This window comes from Mycobacterium farcinogenes, from assembly GCF_019739075.1.
Classification (GTDB): domain Bacteria; phylum Actinomycetota; class Actinomycetes; order Mycobacteriales; family Mycobacteriaceae; genus Mycobacterium; species Mycobacterium senegalense.
In genome coordinates this window covers 1,613,024-1,634,845 of the sequence record NZ_CP081673.1, presented here as the reverse complement: position 1 = coordinate 1,634,845, position 21,822 = coordinate 1,613,024, and the positions used below count along the sequence as shown (strand labels likewise).

18 protein-coding genes and 1 pseudogene are annotated in these 21,822 nt (G+C 65.8%); 13 read left to right on the top strand and 6 right to left on the bottom strand.

Translation table 11 applies throughout. The features are described 5' to 3' along the window. The first annotated feature begins 4 nt into the window (after positions 1-4). Positions 5-1,872 (top strand): annotated as a pseudogene (locus K6L26_RS07670) (alpha/beta fold hydrolase). Between the two features lie 73 nt (positions 1,873-1,945). Here the strand turns inward: K6L26_RS07670 and sucD are convergent. After that, positions 1,946-2,845 carry a succinate--CoA ligase subunit alpha gene (gene sucD / locus K6L26_RS07665; RefSeq protein WP_019348944.1) on the bottom strand — a complete coding sequence of 300 codons (900 nt, stop codon included), beginning with the start codon at positions 2,843-2,845 and terminating at the stop codon, positions 1,946-1,948. 12 nt (positions 2,846-2,857) lie between these two features. Then, on the bottom strand, positions 2,858-4,021 hold the full coding sequence (sucC, locus tag K6L26_RS07660) for an ADP-forming succinate--CoA ligase subunit beta (RefSeq protein ID WP_019348945.1): 1,164 nt from the start codon (positions 4,019-4,021) through the stop codon (positions 2,858-2,860). Positions 4,022-4,294: 273 nt separating this feature from the next. On the opposite strand from sucC, the gene K6L26_RS07655 reads away from it, so the two are divergent. Genes K6L26_RS07655 through K6L26_RS07645 form a run of 3 tightly spaced genes read left to right on the top strand, consistent with a single transcriptional unit; the run spans position 4,295 to position 6,995 of the window. Beyond that, positions 4,295-5,362 carry a M23 family metallopeptidase gene (locus tag K6L26_RS07655; RefSeq protein WP_043371175.1) on the top strand — a complete coding sequence of 356 codons (1,068 nt, stop codon included), beginning with the start codon at positions 4,295-4,297 and terminating at the stop codon, positions 5,360-5,362. Further along, positions 5,363-6,046 carry a hypothetical protein gene (locus K6L26_RS07650; RefSeq protein ID WP_019348947.1) on the top strand — a complete coding sequence of 228 codons (684 nt, stop codon included), beginning with the start codon at positions 5,363-5,365 and terminating at the stop codon, positions 6,044-6,046. Between the two features lie 40 nt (positions 6,047-6,086). After that, complete coding sequence (locus K6L26_RS07645) at positions 6,087-6,995, top strand: hypothetical protein (RefSeq protein WP_221852873.1); 909 nt, start codon at positions 6,087-6,089, stop codon at positions 6,993-6,995. Here the strand turns inward: K6L26_RS07645 and K6L26_RS07640 are convergent. Further along, positions 6,985-8,187 (bottom strand): cytochrome P450, encoded by a 1,203-nt coding sequence (locus K6L26_RS07640; RefSeq protein WP_019348949.1) that lies wholly within the window; start codon positions 8,185-8,187, stop codon positions 6,985-6,987. The two genes, K6L26_RS07645 and K6L26_RS07640, sit on opposite strands and share 11 nt — an antisense overlap. Before the next feature lie 191 nt (positions 8,188-8,378). On the opposite strand from K6L26_RS07640, the gene K6L26_RS07635 reads away from it, so the two are divergent. The 6 genes from K6L26_RS07635 to K6L26_RS07610 are packed head-to-tail and all read left to right on the top strand — an operon-like array spanning position 8,379 to position 13,390. Continuing rightward, positions 8,379-9,335 carry an ABC transporter substrate-binding protein gene (locus K6L26_RS07635; protein ID WP_019348950.1) on the top strand — a complete coding sequence of 319 codons (957 nt, stop codon included), beginning with the start codon at positions 8,379-8,381 and terminating at the stop codon, positions 9,333-9,335. Next, positions 9,314-10,195, top strand: a complete 882-nt coding sequence (locus K6L26_RS07630; protein WP_019348951.1) for an ABC transporter permease — start codon at positions 9,314-9,316, stop codon at positions 10,193-10,195. The genes K6L26_RS07635 and K6L26_RS07630 overlap by 22 nt, the downstream gene beginning before the upstream one ends. After that, positions 10,192-10,929: an ABC transporter ATP-binding protein gene (locus K6L26_RS07625; RefSeq protein WP_065062914.1), complete on the top strand. Its 738-nt coding sequence runs from the start codon at positions 10,192-10,194 to the stop codon at positions 10,927-10,929. Before K6L26_RS07630 ends, K6L26_RS07625 begins: the two co-directional genes overlap by 4 nt. Then, positions 10,913-12,499 carry an FAD-dependent oxidoreductase gene (locus K6L26_RS07620; RefSeq protein WP_221852872.1) on the top strand — a complete coding sequence of 529 codons (1,587 nt, stop codon included), beginning with the start codon at positions 10,913-10,915 and terminating at the stop codon, positions 12,497-12,499. Before K6L26_RS07625 ends, K6L26_RS07620 begins: the two co-directional genes overlap by 17 nt. Beyond that, the gene (locus K6L26_RS07615) at positions 12,496-12,906 is read left to right on the top strand and encodes a 4Fe-4S dicluster domain-containing protein (protein ID WP_019347928.1); all 411 of its coding nucleotides are present in this window, start codon (positions 12,496-12,498) and stop codon (positions 12,904-12,906) included. The genes K6L26_RS07620 and K6L26_RS07615 overlap by 4 nt, the downstream gene beginning before the upstream one ends. Next, positions 12,899-13,390 (top strand): DoxX family membrane protein, encoded by a 492-nt coding sequence (locus K6L26_RS07610; protein ID WP_109749038.1) that lies wholly within the window; start codon positions 12,899-12,901, stop codon positions 13,388-13,390. The genes K6L26_RS07615 and K6L26_RS07610 overlap by 8 nt, the downstream gene beginning before the upstream one ends. A 35-nt stretch (positions 13,391-13,425) precedes the next feature. Here K6L26_RS07610 and pcrA read toward each other — a convergent pair whose 3' ends face one another. Continuing rightward, positions 13,426-15,753 carry a DNA helicase PcrA gene (gene pcrA, locus K6L26_RS07605; protein WP_019347930.1) on the bottom strand — a complete coding sequence of 776 codons (2,328 nt, stop codon included), beginning with the start codon at positions 15,751-15,753 and terminating at the stop codon, positions 13,426-13,428. 70 nt (positions 15,754-15,823) lie between these two features. Here pcrA and K6L26_RS07600 point away from each other — a divergent pair, with 70 nt between their 5' ends. Genes K6L26_RS07600 through K6L26_RS07590 form a run of 3 tightly spaced genes read left to right on the top strand, consistent with a single transcriptional unit; the run spans position 15,824 to position 18,258 of the window. Then, positions 15,824-16,066: a chorismate mutase gene (locus K6L26_RS07600; RefSeq protein ID WP_085980501.1), complete on the top strand. Its 243-nt coding sequence runs from the start codon at positions 15,824-15,826 to the stop codon at positions 16,064-16,066. Between the two features lie 60 nt (positions 16,067-16,126). Then, on the top strand, positions 16,127-17,335 hold the full coding sequence (locus K6L26_RS07595) for a DUF6973 domain-containing protein (RefSeq protein WP_019348436.1): 1,209 nt from the start codon (positions 16,127-16,129) through the stop codon (positions 17,333-17,335). After that, entirely contained in the window at positions 17,332-18,258 is a 927-nt protein-coding gene (locus K6L26_RS07590) for a hypothetical protein (protein WP_221852871.1), read from the top strand. Before K6L26_RS07595 ends, K6L26_RS07590 begins: the two co-directional genes overlap by 4 nt. Positions 18,259-18,263: 5 nt before the next feature. On the opposite strand, the gene K6L26_RS07585 is transcribed toward K6L26_RS07590, so the two are convergent. Together K6L26_RS07585 and K6L26_RS07580 are read right to left on the bottom strand one after the other, a co-directional pair. Further along, entirely contained in the window at positions 18,264-20,270 is a 2,007-nt protein-coding gene (locus K6L26_RS07585) for an SGNH/GDSL hydrolase family protein (RefSeq protein ID WP_047038608.1), read from the bottom strand. Between the two features lie 79 nt (positions 20,271-20,349). Further along, positions 20,350-21,798 (bottom strand): NAD-dependent succinate-semialdehyde dehydrogenase, encoded by a 1,449-nt coding sequence (locus K6L26_RS07580; protein ID WP_019348783.1) that lies wholly within the window; start codon positions 21,796-21,798, stop codon positions 20,350-20,352. Positions 21,799-21,822 lie beyond the last annotated feature (24 nt).

Genomic DNA, 21,822 nt, shown 5'->3' with positions numbered 1-21,822 from the left:
CAAAATGGCACTGCCCGAACTCATCTCGGTAGAGGAATTCTTCAGTCCACCCGAACGTACCGCCGCCAGGATCTCACCGGACGGAACCAAGATCGCCTACCTGGCTCCGTGGAAGAACCGCCTCAACGTCTGGATCCAGCATCTCGATGACGATGCACCGCCACGCTGCGTCACAGCAGACGACACCCGCAGTGTCTACCTCTACTACTGGACCGACGACCCCCGATGGCTGCTCTATCTGCAGGACACCGGCGGTGACGAGAACTGGCATATCTTCCGCGTCGACCTGGACACCCCCGAGGCTCCCGCTGTAGACCTCACTCCATTCCCCGGCGCCAGAGTCGAACTCGACCTGCCCAAGGGCCGCCCCGGCAAGGCCGTCGTGCAGATCAACAACCGCACCCCGGAACTGTTCGACGTCTACGAACTCGACATCGCCACCGGCGAACTCACCCTGCTCGCCGAGAATCCGGGCAACGTATTCAGCTGGCTGTCCAGCAAAACCGGTGAGCTGTTCAGCTCGACACAGACAGTCGACGGCGATGTCGAACTGTCGCAATGGGTTCCAGGGACCAGATCGTTGCGGACCATCACCACCTTCGACGGGACCGACTATCCGCTCGGCATCCATCCGATCACCGTCACCCCGGACGGCACCGGTATCTGGCTGGGCGCCAACACCGGCACGGACCGCACGCGCCTGGTCCGCATCGACGTCGCCACCGGTGCCGAGACCGAGGTGGACAGCCACCCGGCCTACGATCTGGCAGCGCAGATGGTGCTGCCGTCACCACTGATCCTCAGCGAACGCACGGGCGAACTGATCGGCGCCCGCTACTACGGGGAACGCCAGGTGATTCATGCACTCGATCCCAATTTCGCTACGGCACTGGAGAATCTGACCAAACTGTCCGACGGAGACCTCGGCGGCATCTCTTCCGATGACAGCGGGCGGCGTTGGGTAGTCAACTTCACCCATGACCGCGACCCGTGGGCCACGTACCTCTACGACCACGACACCGGCGAGAGCAAGCTGCTGTTCCGGCCGTATCCGAATCTGAATTCAGATTCATTAGCGCCGATGACGCCGGTGACCATCACCGCACGCGACGGGCTGGAGCTGCACTCGTATCTGACCCTGCCCGTCGGGATCGAGCCGACCGATCTACCCATGGTGCTGCTGGTGCACGGCGGGCCGTGGTCGCGGGATTGCTGGGGCTTTCAGCCCGACGTGCAGATGCTGGTCAACCGGGGATATGCGGTGCTGCAGGTCAACTTTCGCGGCTCTACCGGTTACGGCAAGGCCTTCACGAAGGCCGCGATCGGTGAGTTCGCCGGCAAGATGCACGACGACCTGATCGATGCGGTGGACTGGGCCGTCAAGCAGGGGTACGCCGACCGCGACAAGGTGGCGATCTTCGGTGGCTCCTACGGGGGCTACGCCGCCCTGGTCGGCGTGACCTTCACCCCGGACGTCTTCGCCGCGGCCATCGATTATGTCGGAATCTCCAGCCTGGCCAACTTCATGCGCACGTTGCCGACGGTGGCGCGGCCGTTCCTGGCCAACAACTGGCACCGCTACGTCGGCAATCACGACGATCCGGTGCAGGAGGCCGACATGCTGGCCCGCTCCCCAATCACGAAGGTCGATCAGATCCGCACCCGCTGCTGGTCATCCAGGGCGCCAACGATTCTCGCGTGATTCAGGCCGAGTCCGACAATCTCGTCGAGGCGCTACGCAACCGCGGCGTCGAGGTCGAGTACATGGTCAAGGCGGACGAGGGCCACGGATTCCTCAACCCCGACAACCAGATCGATATGTACCACGCGGTCGAGAAGTTCCTCGCCGAGCATCTGGGCGGGCGCGTTTAACTGCCGAACAGACGCAAATGTCCCCGACACGCCGGGCGTGCGGGGACATTCGCGTCTGCTCGCGCAGAGAAAACTAGCCTTCGAGGATCGCGCGGGCCAGTGCGGCGGTCTCGGACGGCGTCTTGCCGACCTTCACACCGGCGGCCTCGAGGGCTTCCTTCTTGGCCGCGGCGGTGCCCGACGAGCCCGACACGATGGCGCCGGCGTGGCCCATGGTCTTGCCCTCCGGAGCGGTGAAGCCCGCGACGTAGCCGACAACCGGCTTGGTCACGTTGGCCTTGATGTAGTCGGCGGCACGCTCTTCGGCGTCGCCACCGATCTCACCGATCATCACGATGACCTTGGTCTCGGGATCCTTCTCGAACGCCTCGATGGCGTCGATGTGGGTGGTGCCGATAACCGGGTCGCCGCCGATGCCGATAGCGGTCGAGAAACCGAAATCGCGCAGCTCGTACATCATCTGGTAGGTCAGGGTGCCCGACTTCGAGACCAGACCGATCGGGCCCTTGCCGGTGATGTTGTTCGGCGTGATGCCGACCAGCGACTCACCGGGGGTGATGATGCCCGGGCAGTTGGGCCCGATGATGCGGGTCTTCTTGCCCTTGTCGACGTTGTAGGCCCACGCATAAGCGCTGTCCTGCACCGGGATTCCCTCGGTGATGACGACCAGCAGCGGGATCTCGGCGTCGATGGCCTCGATGATGGCGTCCTTGGAGAAGGCCGGCGGCACAAAGGCGATCGACACGTCGGCGCCGGTCTCCTTCATGGCCTCGGCCACCGATGCGAACACCGGCAGCTCGATGTCGTTGCCGTCTTTGTCCTTGTGCGAAACCTTGGTCCCGGCCTTGCGCGCATTGACGCCGCCGACGACCTGGGTGCCCGCCTTGAGCATCAGCGCGGTGTGCTTGGTGCCCTCACCACCGGTGATGCCCTGGACGATGACCTTGGAGTCCTTGTTCAGAAAAATCGACATTTGAAGTGTCCCTTACTTATTCGCCAGCTCGGCGGCCTTGTCGGCACCGGCGTCCATCGTCTCGGCCTGGATCACCAGGGGGTGGTTGGCCTCGGCCAGGATGCGGCGGCCCTCTTCGACGTTGTTGCCGTCCAGGCGGACGACCAGCGGCTTGTTGGCCTCGTCGCCGAGGATCTGCAGCGCCTTGACGATGCCGTTGGCCACGGCGTCACACGCGGTGATGCCACCGAAGACGTTGACGAACACGCTCTTGACCTGGCTGTCGTTGAGGATGACGTCCAGACCGTTGGCCATCACCTCGGCCGAGGCGCCACCGCCGATGTCGAGGAAGTTGGCCGGCTTCACACCGCCGTGCTTCTCACCGGCGTAGGCCACCACGTCCAGCGTCGACATGACCAGACCGGCACCGTTACCGATGATGCCGACCGCGCCGTCGAGCTTGACGTAGTTGAGGTCGTTCTCCTTGGCCTTGAGCTCGAGGGGATCGGTCGCGTCCTTGTCCTCGAACTCGGCGTGGCCGGGCTGACGGAAGTCGGCGTTCGCGTCGAGGGTGACCTTGCCGTCCAGCGCCAGGATCTGATCGTCGGGCGTGCGCACCAGCGGGTTGACCTCAACCAGGGTGGCGTCCTCCTTGACGAACACCTCCCACAGCTTCTGGATGGTCACGGCAGCGGCGTCGAGCACCTCGGCGGGCAGGTGGCCCTTCTCGGCGATCTCGCGCGCGAAGGCCAGGTCGACACCCTTGACGGCGTCGACGGGCACCTTGGCCAGCCGCTCGGGCTTGGTGGCGGCGACTTCCTCGATCTCCATGCCGCCCTCAACCGAGCACATGGCGAGGTAGGTGCGGTTGGCGCGATCGAGCAGGAAGGAGATGTAGTACTCCTCGGCGATGTCGCTCGCCTCGGCCACCAGCAACTTTTTGACGACGTGACCCTTGATGTCGAGACCGAGGATGTTCTGGGCGTGGGTCAGGGCGTCGTCAGGGGTGGCCGCGTACTTCACGCCGCCGGCTTTGCCGCGGCCGCCGACCTTCACCTGCGCCTTGATCATCACGGGCTTGCCGATTTCGGTGGCGATCGCCTTGGCGTCCTCAGCCGAGTCGGTCACCCGGCCCGGAGTCGTGGGGACGTTGTGCTTGGCGAACAGCTCTTTCGCCTGATATTCGAAGAGATCCATGTGCTTCCTAGATAGGCGTTGTCTGTCTGCGTTGACTTAAAACTGCCCGGTCCATACCTCGTGTGACGGGCCCGCTGGCACTTTATCCACCGCCGAGTGATGGCTTAGCATCACCTCCGGCTCATGTGGTAGATCTCACCGCCGAGCAGAGGTGATACGGATCACATTCCTAACCCGGAATAGACCCATAAGTTGCCACCATCATTGGGATTTGGTTAACGTGCCTCTGGTCCAGATAACGTTCAGGTCACGACGAAGAAGGATTCTCGAGTCTTGCCGCAGCATCGTTCGTCCGCAGCTCCGCGAGGGGTGCCGACGGACGCGCGCCGCCGCCGACACCGCGTTTCCCCTGATGAGGTGAACGCTGCCGAGGTCACAGACGTCATCCCGTTCAGCGCTTTCGAAGAGTTCGACGAGCGCTCAGAGGATCACGACTCCGGCGTTATCTATGCCCCCGAACTCGACGATCTAAACGACACCGACGACTTGGTGCCCGTCCGTCTTGCCGTGCCGTCCCGTTTCCGCCCGGAGGCCGGCAGCGAGCGCAGCTCCCGTTACGCATACCGCGACAGCCACACCGACGTGAGCGACGGCGTCGCCGCCACGGACGTGATCAACATGTCCGGTCGCCGTGGGGCCCACCGCAAGGAGCACGCCGGCGCCGTCAAGAGCCGCCTCATGATCGCGGCGATGGCCGCGGGCGCGACCGCCGCCGGCGCCTACTCGTTGGGCAACCCCACCGAGACCCAGGCCGACGACACGATCTTGGCCTCCGAGGGCACCCGCGTCGAAGGTGCGTCCGTCACCGGCTCGGTGGACGGCATGCAGATCGTCTCGGTGTCCTCGACCGCCGACACCTCCGTGCATGCCGAGGAGATCACCAAGGCCGCGGCCTTCGCGCAGGAACGTGCCGAGCGCGAGGCCCGGCTGTCGCGCCCGCTGTTCGTGATGCCCACCAAGGGCTACGTCTGGACTTCGAACTTCGGCTACCGCTGGGGTGTTCTGCATGCCGGTATCGACCTGGCGAGCCCGATCGGTACCCCGATCGTGGCGGTCTCCGACGGCGTCGTGATCGCCGCGGGCCCGACCGCCGGCTACGGCGCCTGGGTCAAGCTGCGCCACGCCGACGGCACCGTCACGCTCTACGGCCACATCAACACCTGGCTCGTCAGCGAGGGCGACCGGGTGATGGCCGGCGACCAGATCGCCACCGTCGGCAACCGGGGTTACTCCACCGGCCCCCACCTGCATTTCGAGGTTCTGCAGAACGGCACCAGCCGCATCGATCCGGTGCCGTGGCTGAACAAGAGAGGGCTCAGCGTCGGCAGCTATGTTGGCTGAGTGAGCGACGACCGTCAGTCAGCAGCCGATCACCCCGACGAAGACGACGACCGCACCCGCATCATCCGGCGCCAGCCACAGGACCCGGTTTCCAAACCTGTGCCGATCGCCGACGAATCACACACCAGCATCATCCGGCGTCATCCCACGGGCGCCATTCCCACCGCAGCCGCCGCGGAACCCCAGACCGGCCTGATCGCCGGCACCACGGGCAGTGACGCCCAGACGGGCCTTGTCGGCCCCACGGACGACGACGCCAGGACGAGCTACGTGCCACGTGCCCGCCCGGTGGCCATCCCCCGGACGTCGGTGAGCATCAACCCGCGTACGGCGATCGTGGCGGCCACTTTCGCGATCCTCAGCGGCTGGGCCACCGGCGTCATCGCCACCGACCTGATCGCGGGCTGGTGGCGGACCGACCGATTGTTCTGCGTGGCCGTCGGTTTCCTGGCCGCGATCTCGGCTGCAGCAACCATCGGAGGGCTCATCGCATTGTTGCTGCGGCGACGGATGGGCCGGCTGCTCGTGGTCGTCGGCGCGGTGATCGGCCTGTTGATCTTCGCCAGTTTGTTCATCGCCGGGGCAAGACTGCACCCCATCGTCTACGCCATGCCGGCCCTTCCGGTAGCCGCCATCCTGTTCACGGTGTTGCCCTCGACCGGCCGCTGGAGCGCGCGACGATAGGCGTCCGGCAGGGCCGATGATCCGCTGTTAGGTTTGCGTGGTGCGTCCAATTGCGCTGACCACGATCACCCTCACCCATATATGTGGCCTTCTCGGGATCGTCGCGACGCTGCGGGCGCTCCTGGTGACCTGGTACACCATCGGCTACGGCTTCGGTACCGCTCCCCTGCGGTTCTGCCATTCGATCCTCAATCTTCTGGTGTTGACGGCCGTGACCGTTGCCCTGTTCGGCGGCGCCGTTCTGCTGAGCCGCGGTGACCGTCGCGGCCGCACGCTGGTGGTCGCGGCCACCTCGGTCGTGATCGTGCTGTCGCTCCTCGAGTTCGTGGTGTGGTTGGGCTCAGGCTTCGCGGCGTGGACGGATCAGGGTGTGCTCGGTGTGACGCGATGGGTCTGGTTCGCGCTGTCGATCATCACACTCGTTGTCGCGCTGCTCGCCGGAAGCGAAACACCGAGTACCGCAAACAATCCCGAGAGCGACGAGTACAGCGGCTCCCGAGCCGCCAACCTGCTCGTCGCGGCCCTGTCGGTGGCGATGGCCGCCGGCCAACTGTGGCTTGCCAAGAAGCAGTTCGACAACAGCTTGCTCTACGTCAGCGATTTGACCGACCTGCTGCCGACGACACCGAAGGCCACATGGACACTGGCGATGTTCGAACCCATGGCAGCCTCGATCGTCGCGGCGACAGTGCTCTTCATCGGCGCGGCACTGATGGCCGTCGGAGCCGCGGCCGGGCGGTACAGCGTCATCGCCGGTTGCACAATCATGTTGGCGCAGGGCATCTTTGGCTGGACCGATCTGGATCGGCTCTTCTATGAGATCGGCGCAAGTGACCTCACCGCGATCTTCGCACCTCGGTCCGCATCGGTGGTGGTGCTCACGCTCACGGTGCCCGTGGTCACCGCGGTGCTGGCGGCGACCGCACCGGCACGGACGGCTAGAACTTGACAGGCAACCTGGCCCAGCCGCGGACACTCGAGGTATGCGCGCGGAAAGCGTTGTCGTAGTCGACATCCCAGTCTGTCCACCGCTTGAGCACCTCCTCGAACGCCACCCGGGCCTCCAGCCGGGCCAGCGCCGAACCCAGACAGAAATGCAGGCCCTGGCCGAAGCTCAGGTGGCCGCCCGTGCGGTGGATGTCGAAGCGGTCGGGATCGGTGAACTTCGACTCGTCCCGATTGGCTGATCCGTTGAGCAGCAGCATGTATGAGCCTTCGGGGATAGCTTGCCCGTAGTGCTCCACGTCCTGGGCCACATATCGGGCCTGCACCGGCGACGGCGGCTCGAACCGCAATGTCTCCTCCACAGCACCCGGGATCAGGCTCGGATCAGCCGCCAGCTCGCGCCGCTGGTCAGGATGCTCGGCCAGGAGTTGCCCCATGAAACCGATGAGGCGAGCAGTGGTCTCATTGCCCGCGCCGGCAATCATCGCCGTGTAGGCGAGTACCTCGGTGCGGGTCAGCGGCCGCGATGTTCCGTCAGCTTCCTCGATGTGCGCGGTGAGCAGATCGGTCATCAGGTCATCAGAAGGATGCGAAGCTCGCCATTCGATGTATTCGGCGAACATCGTGATGGCGTCGGCGAAGATCGTCGGGCTCACCCCGTCGGCACTGGCATCGACCGAGGCGGCCGTGATGGTCTTGTCATTGCGATCCCGGATGCTCTGCTGCTCCTCTTCGGGAATGCCCAACAGGTATCCGATGGTGCGCATGGGCATGAAAGCCCCGAGGTCGGCGACGAAATCCAGACCGTCCTGCTCGCGAAGGGGATCCAGTGCCTTCACGCAGAAGTCACGCACCAGGTCCTCGACCGCCAGCATGCGCCGCGGCGTGAAGACTTTCGACAGCAGCCGGCGGTGCAGATCATGCAGCGGCGGATCCTCGAACAGCAGAATGCCCGGTGGTACCTCGATGCCGCTGAACAGGATGTCGGCTGTGGTGCCGCGCCCCGATCGGTAGGCCTGCCAGTTGGGCAGTTCCCGGGCCACATCGCCCCAACGGCTCAGCGCATAGAAGTTGTACTTCTCGTTGTAGTACAGCGGTGCCTCGCTGCGCATCCGCTTCCAAACCGGGTACGGGTTGTCATCGATGTCGTGGTCGAACGGGTCGTAGTAGAGCTCCACCGCCTGCTGCGTCGTCACCGATCCGCTTCCCCATCCGTGATACCAAATAGTTGTTCCACCGTACTGTGCGGCTCGCCGACCGGTCAATCGCCCGTTCACAGCCACCTTCCAGTCAAGCTGAGCCAAACCGTCGACCCGAAATCGGACCCGGGCGTCTACTAGGGCGATTCGCGTGTGCTCACGCATGAGACCTTCGGAGGCCCGCTCCCATGCTCAACCGCCTGTTGCGCACCGCCTTTGCGCTTACCCTCATCGCCGCCGCCGTGTCCTGCAGCAGCAATGACGACGCCGATGGCTACACCCTTCGCGTGGGGGCCACCTCGGTGACGGGAACGCCCGCGGGCTCCCTGGGGTGGGGTGACAAGCAGGGCATCCTCACCGAACAGCTGAAGTCCGCAGGCGTCGGCAAGATCGAGTACTCGTTCTTCCAGTCCGGAAGCGACGTCGCCTCAGCCCTGTTCGCAGGTGCCATCGACGTCGCCGCCATCGGCGACAACCCCGGATTGCGGGCACGCAGTCGAGACCCGAAAGTGGTTCTGCTGTCCCTTGATTCGATCAACGGTGATGCCTGGTTGGTGGGCGCCAAGGGCGGCCCCACCGAGATCAAGGGCCTGATCGGCAAGGACATCACCGCGCCGCAAGGCACCATCCGCGACCGCGCCGCCAGACAGCTCATCGACGCCGCAGGATTGAACGGACAGATCCACGTGCGCGACGTTCCCACGCCCGAGTCGATCGCCGGGCTGAGTTCCGGGAAGATCGACGCCGCCATCGTGACCGGTGCCAGCGCCGCCGAGCTGGAATCCAAAGGCTTCCCGATCATCGACAGCCTGTCCCGGCACGGCTTCGGCAGCACCGGCACCAACATCGCCCTTCGCTCGTTCACCGATGCCCACCCCGAGTTCGTCGGCGCCTGGCAGCAGGCGGTCACCACGGTCAACCGCGACATCACCGAGAACTTCGACGACTACCTGTCCTGGGTCGCACAGACCGACGACACCGAGCTGGAGTTCGTCAAACGGTCGACTCATGCCGATGAGTTCAACACCGAACCGTTCCCGCAGGTCGGCATCGACCAACTCGAGGCCGCCTACAAGTTCCTCAACGCCGACGGATCGTTCGACCACGAATACTCGGTCCGCGAATGGGCCGGAGCCAAGTCGTGACCACCGCCGCCATACGGCCGGCAGCCACCCGCCCGGAACTCATCGACGTCGTCGGTGGCCGCAATCGACGAAAAGGCCTGTGGGAACGCTTCCCCCGGCCGGTACGTCGTCTCATGGGCCCCGCGTCGATTCTCGCGATCTGGACCGTCGGCTCGGCCACCGCGATTCTCAACGCAGATCTGTTCCCACCGCCGACCCAGGTGGCCGCCACCGCATGGCGCCTGCTCGGCGACGGCCAACTCGCCACCCACGTCGGCGCATCGGCGGTCCGCGTGCTGACCGGCACGCTGCTCGGCATCCTCATCGGCGTCGTGCTGGCGGTCCTGGCCGGGCTCACCCGCACCGGCGAGGACCTGCTCGACTGGACCATGCAGATCCTCAAGGCGGTACCGAATTTCGCCTTGACCCCGCTGCTGATCATCTGGATGGGCATCGGCGAAGGCCCCAAGATCGTGCTGATCACCACCGGCGTGGCGATCGCGATCTACATCAACACCTACTCCGGAATCCGCGGTGTGGACCGGCAACTCGTCGAGATGGCACAAACGGTGGAAGCACCACGCCACACCCTGATCACCCAGGTGATCCTGCCGGGCGCCATGCCGAACTTCCTGGTCGGCCTGCGTCTGGGACTCTCCAGCGCGTGGCTGAGCCTGATCTTCGCCGAGATGATCAACACCACCCAGGGCATCGGATACCTGATGTCGCGCGCCCAGACCAACTTGCAGTTCGATGTCTCGCTGCTGGTGATCGTCATCTATGCCGTGGCGGGTCTGCTGTCCTACACGTTGGTGCGGGTTTTGGAGCGGCTACTGCTGTCTTGGCGCAACGGATTCGAGGGTCTCGGGGTACCGGCATGAATTCTTCGGTCGTCGACGTCAGCGGCCTCAGCCGCGCATTCGGTGATCAACAAGTTCTCGACGAATTCGAATTGCAGATCGACGACGGCGAATTCGTCGCGATGCTCGGCCGGTCCGGATCCGGCAAGAGCACGCTGCTACGCGTGCTGGCCGGTCTCGACGATCAGGTCACCGGCTCGGTGAAGGTGCCCCGCTCGCGGGCGGTGGTGTTCCAGAATCCGCGTCTGCTGCCGTGGCGGCGGGCTCTGGCCAACGTCACCTTCGCACTGCCCGATGCCGGACCCGACGCGCCCAGCCGCACCGCACGCGGGCAGGCCGCACTTGAGGAAGTCGGCTTGGCGGACAAGACCCGAGCCTGGCCGTTGTCGCTGTCCGGAGGTGAGGCCCAACGAGTCTCCCTGGCCCGCGCACTGGTTCGTGAGCCCGACCTGTTGCTGCTCGACGAGCCGTTCGGCGCGCTCGACGCGCTGACCCGGCTCAAGATGTATGGGCTGCTGCATGATTTGTGGTCCCGCAGACACATGGCAGTTCTGCACGTCACCCACGATGTCGACGAGGCGATCCTGCTCGCCGACCGGGTCGTGGTGCTCTCCGGCGGACGCGTGTCTCTGGACCGTCGCGTCGAGCTGCCGTTCCCCCGCACCCGCAGCGACGACGGCTTCGACGAACTGCGCCGCGCACTGCTCGCCGAACTCGGCGTCAGAGAGGAGGTGGGCCATGACCGTTCGCGCTGACATCCAGAGCACCGACGTCCTGGTGATCGGTGGCGGGCCCGCGGCCACCTGGGCCGCGATCTCCGCCACCGAATCCGGCGCCCGGGTCATCCTGGTGGACAAGGGCTACTGCGGCACCAGCGGGGCGACCGCCGCCGGTGGCAACAACCTGTGGGCGATCAGCCCCGGCCCGCGTCGTGAAGATTCGGTGCGCGAACGTGAGCTGGCCGCAGGCGGGATCACCGACTCCGAGTGGATGTTCCGAGTCCTGGCGACCTCGTGGGACCGACTCGAGCAGCTCTCGGAGTGGGGTTATCCCTTTCCCATCGGCACCGACGGACGCGAGATGCGCAGCAGCCTGCAGGGCCCGGAGTACATGCGGCGGATGCGTCGCAAGGCCCATCGCAGTGGAGTGCTGATCCTCGACCACCACCCCGCGCTCGAGTTGACCGCCGACAGCGACGGCGTCGTCACCGGCGCGACCGGCATCGCCCGCCAGCACGGGGGCCGGCCGTGGCACATCACCGCGGGCGCGGTCGTACTGGCCTCCGGCGGAACTGCGTTCCTGTCCGGAACATTCGGCACCAATGTCGATACCGGCGAGGGGCTGCTGATGGCTGCCGAGAAGGGAGCACACCTGTCCGGCATGGAGTTCTGCACCGCCTACGCGCTGGCCCCCGAATGGGGTGTGCACACCAAAGGCCGAATGCTGCAGTGGGGCAGCTTCTATGACGAGAAAGGTCGTCCGTTCACCACCCAGCGCGGACTGAGTGGCCGCCAGGACGCGCAGCGGGCACTGACCCGCGGTGAGCGGGTGTTCGCCCGGCTGGACCGCGCACCCGAACACATCCGCCAGACCATGCGCGACGCGCAGCCGAACTATTTCCTGCCGTTGGACAAGGCGGGTATCGACCCGTTCACCACGGCCTACCCGGTTCGGATGGTCTACGAGGGATCGGTGCGGGGTACCGGCGGCCTGCGCCTGATCGGGCCTGACTGTGCGACAACGGTTCCCGGGCTGTACGCCGCGGGCGACGCCGCGACCCGCGAACTCATCACCGGTTCGCTGTCCGGCGGTGGCAGCCGCAACGGCTCATGGGCGATCGCGTCGGGAACCTTCGCCGGCCGCGGCGCCGCGGAGTTCAGCCGGACCCGTCGGTCGCGCCCGGCATCGGCGACACCGCCGACCCGGCCCGCACGCTCAGGCGCGCCCACTGTCGACGAAGTAGTGGCCGCCGTCCAGTCGCACATCCTGCCCCCACACCGCAGCTACCTGAAGACGGCTGAACGACTTCAGGAATCGGCTGATGTGTTGGAAACCGTGTGGCGCGACATCTCCGACGGCCTGGCCCCGGTGCCGGCCCGCGAGGTCTACAAGCAACGCCAGGCGGTCGCCATGGTGGCCGCGGCACGCTGGATCACCGCCGCCTCCCTGGCCCGGCCGGAAACCCGCGGCCTGCACCGCCGTGAAGACCGGCCCGACTCGGATCACCGCTTCGAGCACCGCATCCTGGTCGGCGGCCTCGACGAGGTCTGGACCACCCCCGATCCCATTGCACCTCAACTCGTCTCTGCCGAGGCCGTGGCGTGATCGAGATCGTCAGCGCCGCCTCCTGCGTCAAGTGCGACGTCTGCGTAAAGGTGTGCCCCACCGATGTGTTCGACCGCGGCGCCGACGGCGTGCCCGTCATCGCACGGCAGTCCGACTGCCAAACCTGCTTCATGTGCGAGGCGTACTGCCCCACCGACGCGCTCTACGTCTCGCCGGTGTCCGTCCCCGTCGACGCCGAGAGCCCACATGCGTCGGAAGAAGCGGTGCGCAGATCGGGTCTGCTGGGCAGTTACCGGGAGATGATCGGGTGGGGCCAGGGCCGCACGCCGGGATCCCGCCTGGACCAGAACCCCGTGCTGACCTCGATCCCCCCGTTGGCCGAGCCACGCCTGGGCACTCCGGCCGAGCTCGCGGACGGACCCTGGCATCATTTGGGGCATGCCTGAGGACTCGCCAGTGGCCGACCACCGACCCGAGAAGGCCGACAGCAACCGATTACTGTGCGGGGCAATCATTTTCGCTCGGTTAGCGCTGGCTGTGGGGTTTCTGTCCGCCGTCGCCGACCGGTTCGGCCTGTGGGGACCTCCTGGAACACCGAATGTCGGCTGGGGCAACTTCGAGGCGTTCACCGCCTACGTCAAGGTCCTGGCGCCGTACCTGTCCGGAGCGCTCGTGGACATCGCTGCCTGGGGCGCGACGGTCATCGAGATCGTCCTGGCCGTGGGACTGCTCCTGGGCATCACCTTGCGGTGGGTGGCATTAGCCAGTGCAGCGACGCTGCTCGTCTTCGGTGTCTCGATGTTCTTCTTCGCCGGCTTCGAGACACCGTTCAGTGCATCTGTTTTCACCGCTGCCGCGGCGGCCCTGTTGCTCGCCGTAGCGCCCGACGGCAGCCACCTGTTGCGACTGGGCCGGCGCGCCCAGGCCTGACCGCTGCTTCCCGGTGCGCGACGCTGGTGCAAGCCTCAGAGCTTTTGCACCGGCGCGTGATTGTGCATCAGCTTGACCCGACCCGCACTGCCGAAGTCGATCAGTGACATCGCCGATTCGCCCACGCCCGAGACCTCCTCGACCCGGCCCAGCCCGTACTTGTCGTGGGTGACTCGGTCGCCGGGCTCCAGGGTGATCACCGGACGGTTGCGCGCCGGCGCCGGCCGGGACGGCGACGGACGCGGGGTGCCATACCGGCCGGCGTTACCGACCGGCGCGCTCAGCGACGACGACGGCTGCTCGACGCGGCGCCAGTTGATCAGGTCTTCGGGAATCTCGCGCAGGAACCGCGATTCCGGGTTCAGCATGGGCTGACCCCACGACGAGCGCACCTTGGCCCGCGACAGATACAGCCGCTTACGTGCCCGGGTGATCCCGACGTAGGCCAACCGACGTTCCTCGGACAGCTCGTTGGGGTCACCCAATGCCCGCATGTGCGGGAACATGCCGTCCTCCCAACCGGTGACGAACACCGCCGGGAACTCCAGCCCCTTCGCGGTGTGCAGCGTCATCATCGTCACCACGCCGGCTCCGTCTTCGGGGATCTCGTCGGCATCGGCCACCAGCGACACCCGTTCCAGGAACTGGGCCAGCACCCCGGTGTCGGGGATGTCCTCGTCGACGGGCTCGCCTTCGCCTTGTTCGGCCAGCGCCCGGGCGTTTGCCAGGTCGGTGCTGAATTCGTGTGCGACGCTGACCAATTCATTGAGGTTGTCCAACCGGGCCAGGTCCTGCGGGTCACTGGAGGCTTCCAGCTCACGGCGGTAGCCGGTGCGCTCCAGCACGGCCTCCACCAAGTCCCCGAGCTCGTCGTCGAGCTTGGCGCGCAGCGAGTCCAGCATCTCGACGAAGCTCGCGATGGCCTTCTCCGAGCGAGAGTTGAGCATGGGCACCCGGCCCTCGGCGGCGGCCTGCAGCGCATCGTTGAAGTTGGCACCGGTGTTCTCGGCGTACACCGCCACACAGGCTTCGGCTCGGTCCCCGATACCGCGCCGCGGGGTGTTGAGGATGCGGCGCATACTCACCGAGTCACCCGGGTTGTCGAGCACCCGTAGGTAGGCCACGATGTCGCGGATCTCGCGTCGTTCATAGAAGCGCACCCCGCCGACGACCTTGTACGGGATGCCGGCGCGGATGAACACCTCCTCCAGCGCGCGCGAGGAGTTGTTGGTGCGGTAGAACACCGCCACGTCGCCGTATTTGAGGCCCTCGCTGTCGGCGAGCGCGTCGATCTCCTCGGCTACGAAGCGGGCCTCGTCATGCTCGTTGTCGGCCACGTAGCCGACGATCAGCTCGCCCTCGCCCTCCTCCGTCCACAACCGCTTCTCGCGGCGGCCCGTGTTGCGGGCGATCACCGAGTTGGCCGCGTTCAGGATGGTCTGGGTGGAGCGGTAGTTCTGCTCCAGCAGGATGGTCGTCGCATCCGGGTAGTCGCGCTCGAAGTCCTCGATGTTGCGGATCGTCGCGCCACGGAACGCGTAGATGGACTGATCGGCGTCACCCACCACGCACAGCTCCGACGGGCCCACCCCGTCGTTCTCGTCGAGGTGATGCCCCACCAACTCCCGCACCAGCACGTACTGCGCGTGGTTGGTGTCCTGGTACTCGTCGACCAGGATGTGGCGGAACCGGCGCCGGTAGTACTGGGCGATCTGCGGGAATGCCTGCAGGATGCCGACCGTCTCACCGATCAGGTCGTCGAAGTCCAGCGCATTGGCCGCCCGCAGCCTGCGCTGGTATTCGCCGTACACCTGGGCGATGACGCCGGCCATCTCCTCGGCGGCCTCCGACGCCTCCGCCGCCGCCTGCTCCGGGCCGATCAGCTCGTTCTTCAGGTTGGAGATGCCATTGGCCAGTAGGCGCGGCGAATACCGCTTGGTGTCCAACCCCATGTCCTTGCCGATCATCATCAGCAGGCGCCGGGAATCGTCCGAGTCGTAGATCGAGAAGTTGGAGTTCAGCCCGGGCAGCAGCGAGGCCTGGTTGCGCAGGATCCGCACACAGGTGGAGTGGAACGTCGACACCCACATGTTGCGGGCCCGCGGGCCGACCAGCCCGACCACGCGCTCGCGCATCTCAGCGGCGGCCTTGTTGGTGAACGTGATGGCCAAGATCTGCCCGACACCCACCTCGCGAGCCGCCAGCAGATACGCGATGCGCCTGGTCAGCACCGCTGTCTTACCCGAACCCGCGCCCGCGACGATCAGCAACGGCGACCCTTCATGCAGCACCGCCTGGCGCTGCTGAGGGTTCAAGCCGTCAAGGAGTTGGTCGATTTCTGAGGCGACGGGGGAAGTGGTCATCTTGCGTTCAAACTTACCGCTGAGGGGGGACAGTTTTGCGCTGGCACGGGCCGACTGGGACTATCAGCCTGTGCCTGAGATCGATGACCTGCGCCGGGAGATAGACGAACTCGATGCCACCATCCTGGCCGCCATCCAGCGGCGTACCGAGGTCTCCAAAGAGATCGGCAAGGTCCGGATGGCCTCCGGCGGTACCCGGCTGGTGCACAACCGTGAGATGAAGGTCATCGAGCGCTACAGCGTGCTCGGCCCTGAAGGCAAAGACCTGGCGATGCTGCTACTGCAGCTCGGCCGCGGCCGGCTGGGGCACTAGGTCGACTAGCCCGCCTGGCAAAATGCTGTAAAGACCCTGCGCTCTCGGCCCGGATAATTGGTGGGTGACAAACCGTGGGCGGCACCGGTGAGCGTGCTTGAGGCATTTCTGAAGACCTCACGCATGGCGCAGTCGAACTTCGGCAGCGGCACTCCACAACCGGGTACGCCGCTGTTCGAGAGCAGCGCCACCGTCCGCGCGGTCGAGAGCGACATGGCGGGAACCATCGCGAGTGACTCATGGACGGGCACCGCGTCCGAAGCGTATCTGGAGGCCAACAACAGGAACATCGCGAAGATGGGGGCGTTCGCCGCTCTGGATCAGCGTCTTGGCTCGCAAATCGATGCGTCCGCCTACGTTGTCAAACTGGGACGCGAGGATCTGCTCTCCGTTCACAATCAGGTGGTCGACTTGGCTAAGTCGGTTCCGCCAGGCCCCCTTCGGGAGAAGATGCTGCTGCCGATCGTCGCCGCCGGCATGGGCCAGATCAGCGAGATCATCAGCCGCACCACGGCTGATCTCTCGGACATCGGCAACGACATCACCGAAATCGCCGACGGGTACCAGAAGCTCGGAGCAGGTGAGGCCGCCGGATCGACGCTGGAGGACGATCCCCGTAAGAAGCTCGAAGAGATTCTTCGCGAGTACCAGGTCAAAGACGATCGGATGCTTCCCAAGTGGCTGCTCGACACAATTGGGGGCGTCCTCGGCGACGAAGTCAAAGGGGATGCCAACCTCACGGTCGGGGAATACCGCGTGCTCGCAGAACTGGCCGCAACCCAAGGTCCTTTCGCGGTCAAGGACTTCTTCGACATCAAGCAAGCTGCAATCGACGAGGCCGGCAGGAAGTTCCCGCCACCGGACGGCAACACCAGCGATAACCACACCGACGCGTTCCGGCACACGTATTGGAATGCGCTGATGACACAACGATTCGGTGAAGAGTGGACCCGCAAGTTCGCCACGGCGCACGAACGCCGCCCAGGCGATCCTGCCCCACGCGAGGCAATGGATCTGTACAACAACGAGATTGGCCGGCAGATCGGCATGGCCAACCCGAAAGCGTCACCTGAGGAACTCGCCGCTCAGGTGGAATCGGCGGTGCGAGGTGGCGACACCGTGATCGTGAGTGAGGACGGCGCAGGCTTGACCTGGAGCAACGACCCCAAATTGCCGATCGGCCTGCCTGGTGGCGATCCCAAGAACGCTCCACCCGGCGATCCCACCCCCTACCCCACTGAGGGACGAACCCCAGGAGTACCAGCATGACGCGAGCGATAGCCGCGATCGCTCTTGTTGTCACCGGTCTGCTCAGTGGATGCTTCATCGGCCCCGGCAAAGACAACGGCGCCGATAGGCTGAAGGACACCGTCGCCGCCATGCCTGGTGTCACCAGCGCAGGGTTTGCGACAAACGACGCAGAGCTGGCCACCGTCACGCTGCCGAATCTCTTTGTGACGATGACAAGCGCGACGCCCGGGCAGATCCGGGCGGTCGTCGACACACTCAAAAACAATCCCCACGAGGATCTCGACACCGTCAACATCCGTGTCGCCGAAAAGCCACTGATCCTCGTCAGCGGCACGGTCGCCGACCTCGATGCCCGTCAGTTCGTCGACGATGTCGAGCGGCTACGTCAACTCACTCCAGCGGTGGGTCCGGCTGCGGTGGTGAAGTGGACCCGCCACGACATCCCGGACGGCAACCTCTATGTCTCACGCGAATCGCCGCTGCCGGTCACGCTCGCCATGATTCGGGAAAGCCTGGGCAGCATTGGTCTGGCCGAGATCTACCCGGGCGCATCGAGCAGCGTGCAGCGCTGGCGCATCTATTTTCCGTTCTCACCTGAGGAAGAACGCCGCGTCAGCTCTCAACTCGACTCGCTCCCCGTTCAGGTAGGCGCGGTGACGGTCAGTTCCGGTGTCATCACTGAGCTGAATGTCGCGGTCACCGACTTCCAGGCGGTCGAGCCAGCCATGAAGGATGTCATCGGCCGGCTAGGCGCCGGACCAGACTCGCCATTGATGTTGAGCTGGCAAGTCGGCCAGATCTTCCTTCCCGCGGCACCCGACGGGACCGTGCATGTAGGCGCTTGCGGGTATCCCGGAACGGCGCGCGGCGACAGCCTGTCGTCAGCGGAAAAGGAACTACAGCAGCGCTTGCGCGCGCAGTTCGACACCTGCCCTCGATAGGTCGACTAGCCCGCCGGTTTACCGGGCATCTTGAGCGAGTCGAGCAACCACGGGGTTAGCCATTGCACTGCCTCTGAGGTCGGGTGCACACCGTCGCTGCGCATCCGCACGCCGTTGATCTTCGCGGTGTACTTGCCGTCCGGGTTGAGCTTGGCATTGAAATCCAGGATCGACACGTTCGGCCGTTGCGCGACCACATTGCGCAGCATGGTGTTCCAGGCCTGCACGCGGCCCGGCTGATCTTCGGGGTACAGCGTGCCGTCCGACCGCTCGCCGCGCCGGTTGTAGGGCGCGGTGGTGACGACCACCCGCGCGCCGGTCGAGCTGAGGATGTCCAATGCGCGCTGCAACTCACCTTTGAGATAGGCGTCGTAGGCGTCGTTGCCGATGTGTGTCCACCGGCCCTTCCAGGTCCGGTCGACGACTTCCCAGCGGCCGATCATCAACAGCACGGTTTGCGGGCGGTCATGGGCGATCCGTTGCGCCCAACGCTCCGGCCAGGAATCGCACTCGGGCTTCTGGTTCAGGGTCTCCCCCGCCGACCGGTAGGGGCCGCCGCGGGCGACGCCGCAGCCGATGGTCGTGTAATCGCTGAAATGGAAACCCGGAGTGGCAGGCAGATATCGCATCAACGTCCAGGCCACCGAGTCGCCGAACACCGCAACGGTCTGGGTGCCGGGGGGTAGTGCCGGCGGCGGTCCCACCGGGACGGCGCGTTCGGCGCCGACGTCCTGCTCGGACGCGGCGGCGGCCATCACGTCAGGGCCCGCAGGGCGGGTCGGCACGCCGACCGGGACGACCGTCATCGTCACCACCGCGGCGGTGGCCACCGTCGCCGCCGCCAACCGCAGCATCGGGACGTGCTGAGGACGCCAGTGCCGGACCGGTTGCTCGATCGCCCACCACGACACCCACGACACCGCGATCGTCACCGCGCACCGCAGTGCCAGCAGCGACCAACCTTGCAGCCCGGTGCGCTCGCCGTTGAGGATCTGGAAGATCGGCCAATGCCAGAGGTAGACGCCGTAGGAGATGACGCCGAGGGTGACCAGCGGGTACCACGCCAACACCCGGGCCACGTAGCCGTCCTGATCCAGGGCGACCGGGGCGACGACGAGCACCGCGCCCAGGGCCACCACGATCAGCAGGCCATGGTGGAATTCGTCGGCGCTGCCGGTCGCGAAGTGCGCGGCGGCCGCCAGCACGGCCACGCCGATCACCGGCAGGATCCAGGCGATCCAGCGCCGCCACCGGGTCCGGATCAACGTGCCCGACATCGTCAACGCCGACCAGTCGCGAACCAGCAGTGCCGCGGCAGCCGCGCCGATCAACAGGGCCTGCGCTCGAGTGTCGGTGCCGAAGTACACCCGGTTGAGCTCACCGGCATCACCCGACATCACGATCGCCAACACAGCCGAGCCGACCACTCCGAGCACCGCGAGTACGAACACCACGGCCCGCACCGCGCCGGCCGAACGGCGGCGCACCAACAGCGCGGCGGCCAACACCAGCAGCGGCCAGACCACGTAGTACTGCTCTTCGACCGCCAGCGACCAGGTGTGCTGCAACGGTGACGGCGGCGCGCCCTGACTGAAGTAGTCGGTGTCGGCGGCGACGAAGACCCAGTTCGCCATCCAGAAGAACGCCGCGACCGCGTCCTCGCGAAGCGAGGTCACCGCATCCGAGGAGAACAAGGGACGGGCGATCACCACCGCCAACGTCATCAACACCATCGCCGGCAACAGGCGTTTGGCCCGCCGGATCCAGAAGCCCTTGAGATCGATGCGCTCTGTGCGTCGATACTCGTCCAGCAGCAGCGAGGTGATCAGGAATCCGCTCAGCACGAAGAAGACGTCGACGCCGATGAACCCTCCGGCCACGCCCGGCACTCCACCATGGCCGGCCAGCACCAGAGCCACGGCGACGGCACGGATGCCGTCGAGTGCGGGTATGTCGCGCCGGATGGAGGCACGCCGACGCCGGCTGGCAGCACGGACCGGCGCCGCAGTCACGTAAGCCCTCCCGTCTTGGCGTCCGAGCCCCAGAGTTTAGGGGGCATCGGGCGCCGAGTCGGGAAGGCGCGACGGAGCGCTACCGGGTCAGCGCAATATATTTCGTGTCGAGGTACTCCTCGATGCCCTCGATGCCGCCCTCACGGCCGAACCCGGACTCCTTGATGCCGCCGAACGGTGCGGCCGCATCGGAGATGACACCGCGATTGATGCCGACCATGCCGGATTGGATTCCCTCGGCCACCCGCAAGGCCCGATCCAGCGACTGCGTGTAAACGTAAGCAGCCAAGCCGTATTCGGTGTTGTTCGCGGCGGCCACACCCTCGTCCTCGGTGTCGAAACCGGTGATCGGGGCGACCGGACCGAAGACCTCCTCTTTGAGGATCCGGGCATCGGCGGGCACATCGGCCAGGACGGTGGCCGGGTAGAAGTTGCCCGGACCGCCGGGCGCGACGCCGCCGACGGCGACCGTCGCCCCTTTGGACACCGCGTCGGAGACGAGTTCGGTGACGGTGGAGACCTGCTTGGAATTGATCAGCGGGCCCAATGTGGACGACGGGTCGATGCCCTTGCCGAGGGTGAACTCGCTCATGCGTTTGACGAGCTTGTCGGTGAACTCTTCGCGTACCGAGTTGGCCACGTGGAACCGGTTGGCGGCCGTGCAGGCCTCACCGCCGTTGCGCATCTTCGCCAGGATCGCCCCGTCGACCGCCGCATCCACATCGGCGTCGTCGAACACGATGAAAGGAGCGTTGCCGCCCAGTTCCATCGACGTGCGCAGCAGCTTGTCCGCGGACTGCTTCACCAGGGCCTTGCCCACACCTGTCGAGCCGGTGAAGGTCAGCTTGCGCAAGCGGCCATCGTCGATCAGTGCGCTGGTCACCACACCCGGGTTGCTGGTCGGCAACACCGAGAGCACACCCTTGGGGAGGCCGGCCTCATCCATCAGCTTGGCCAGCAGCAGCATGGTCAGCGGGGTTTCCTGTGCCGGTTTGACGATCATGGTGCAGCCCGCGGCGAACGCCGGCCCCATCTTGCGAGTGCCCATGGCCAGCGGGAAATTCCACGGCGTGATGGCGTAGCACGGGCCGACAGCCTGTTTGGTGACGAGGATGCGGCCGGTACCCGCCGGCGCCGGGGTGAAGCGGCCCGCGATGCGGACCGCTTCTTCGGAGAACCAGCGGAAGAACTCGGCGCCATAGGCGACCTCGCCCTTGCTCTCGGCCAGCACCTTGCCCATCTCGAGAGTCATCAGCGCGGCGATGTCGTCGGCTCGTTCGGTGATCTTCTCGAACACCGAACGCAGGATCTCGCCCCGTTTACGAGGTGCGGTCGCGGCCCACTCGGCCTGAACCGCACATGCGGCGTCCAATGCGGCGACGGCATCGGCGGCTGTCGCGTCGGCCACTGTGGCCAACACCTGATCGTCGCTGGGATCCAGCACATTGAACGTCGCTGCGGCCTGGCGTTCCTCACCACCGATCCACAGACCCGTGGGTACGGATGAAATCAAGTCTTCAATGGCCATACATCCATCATGTACACCTTCACT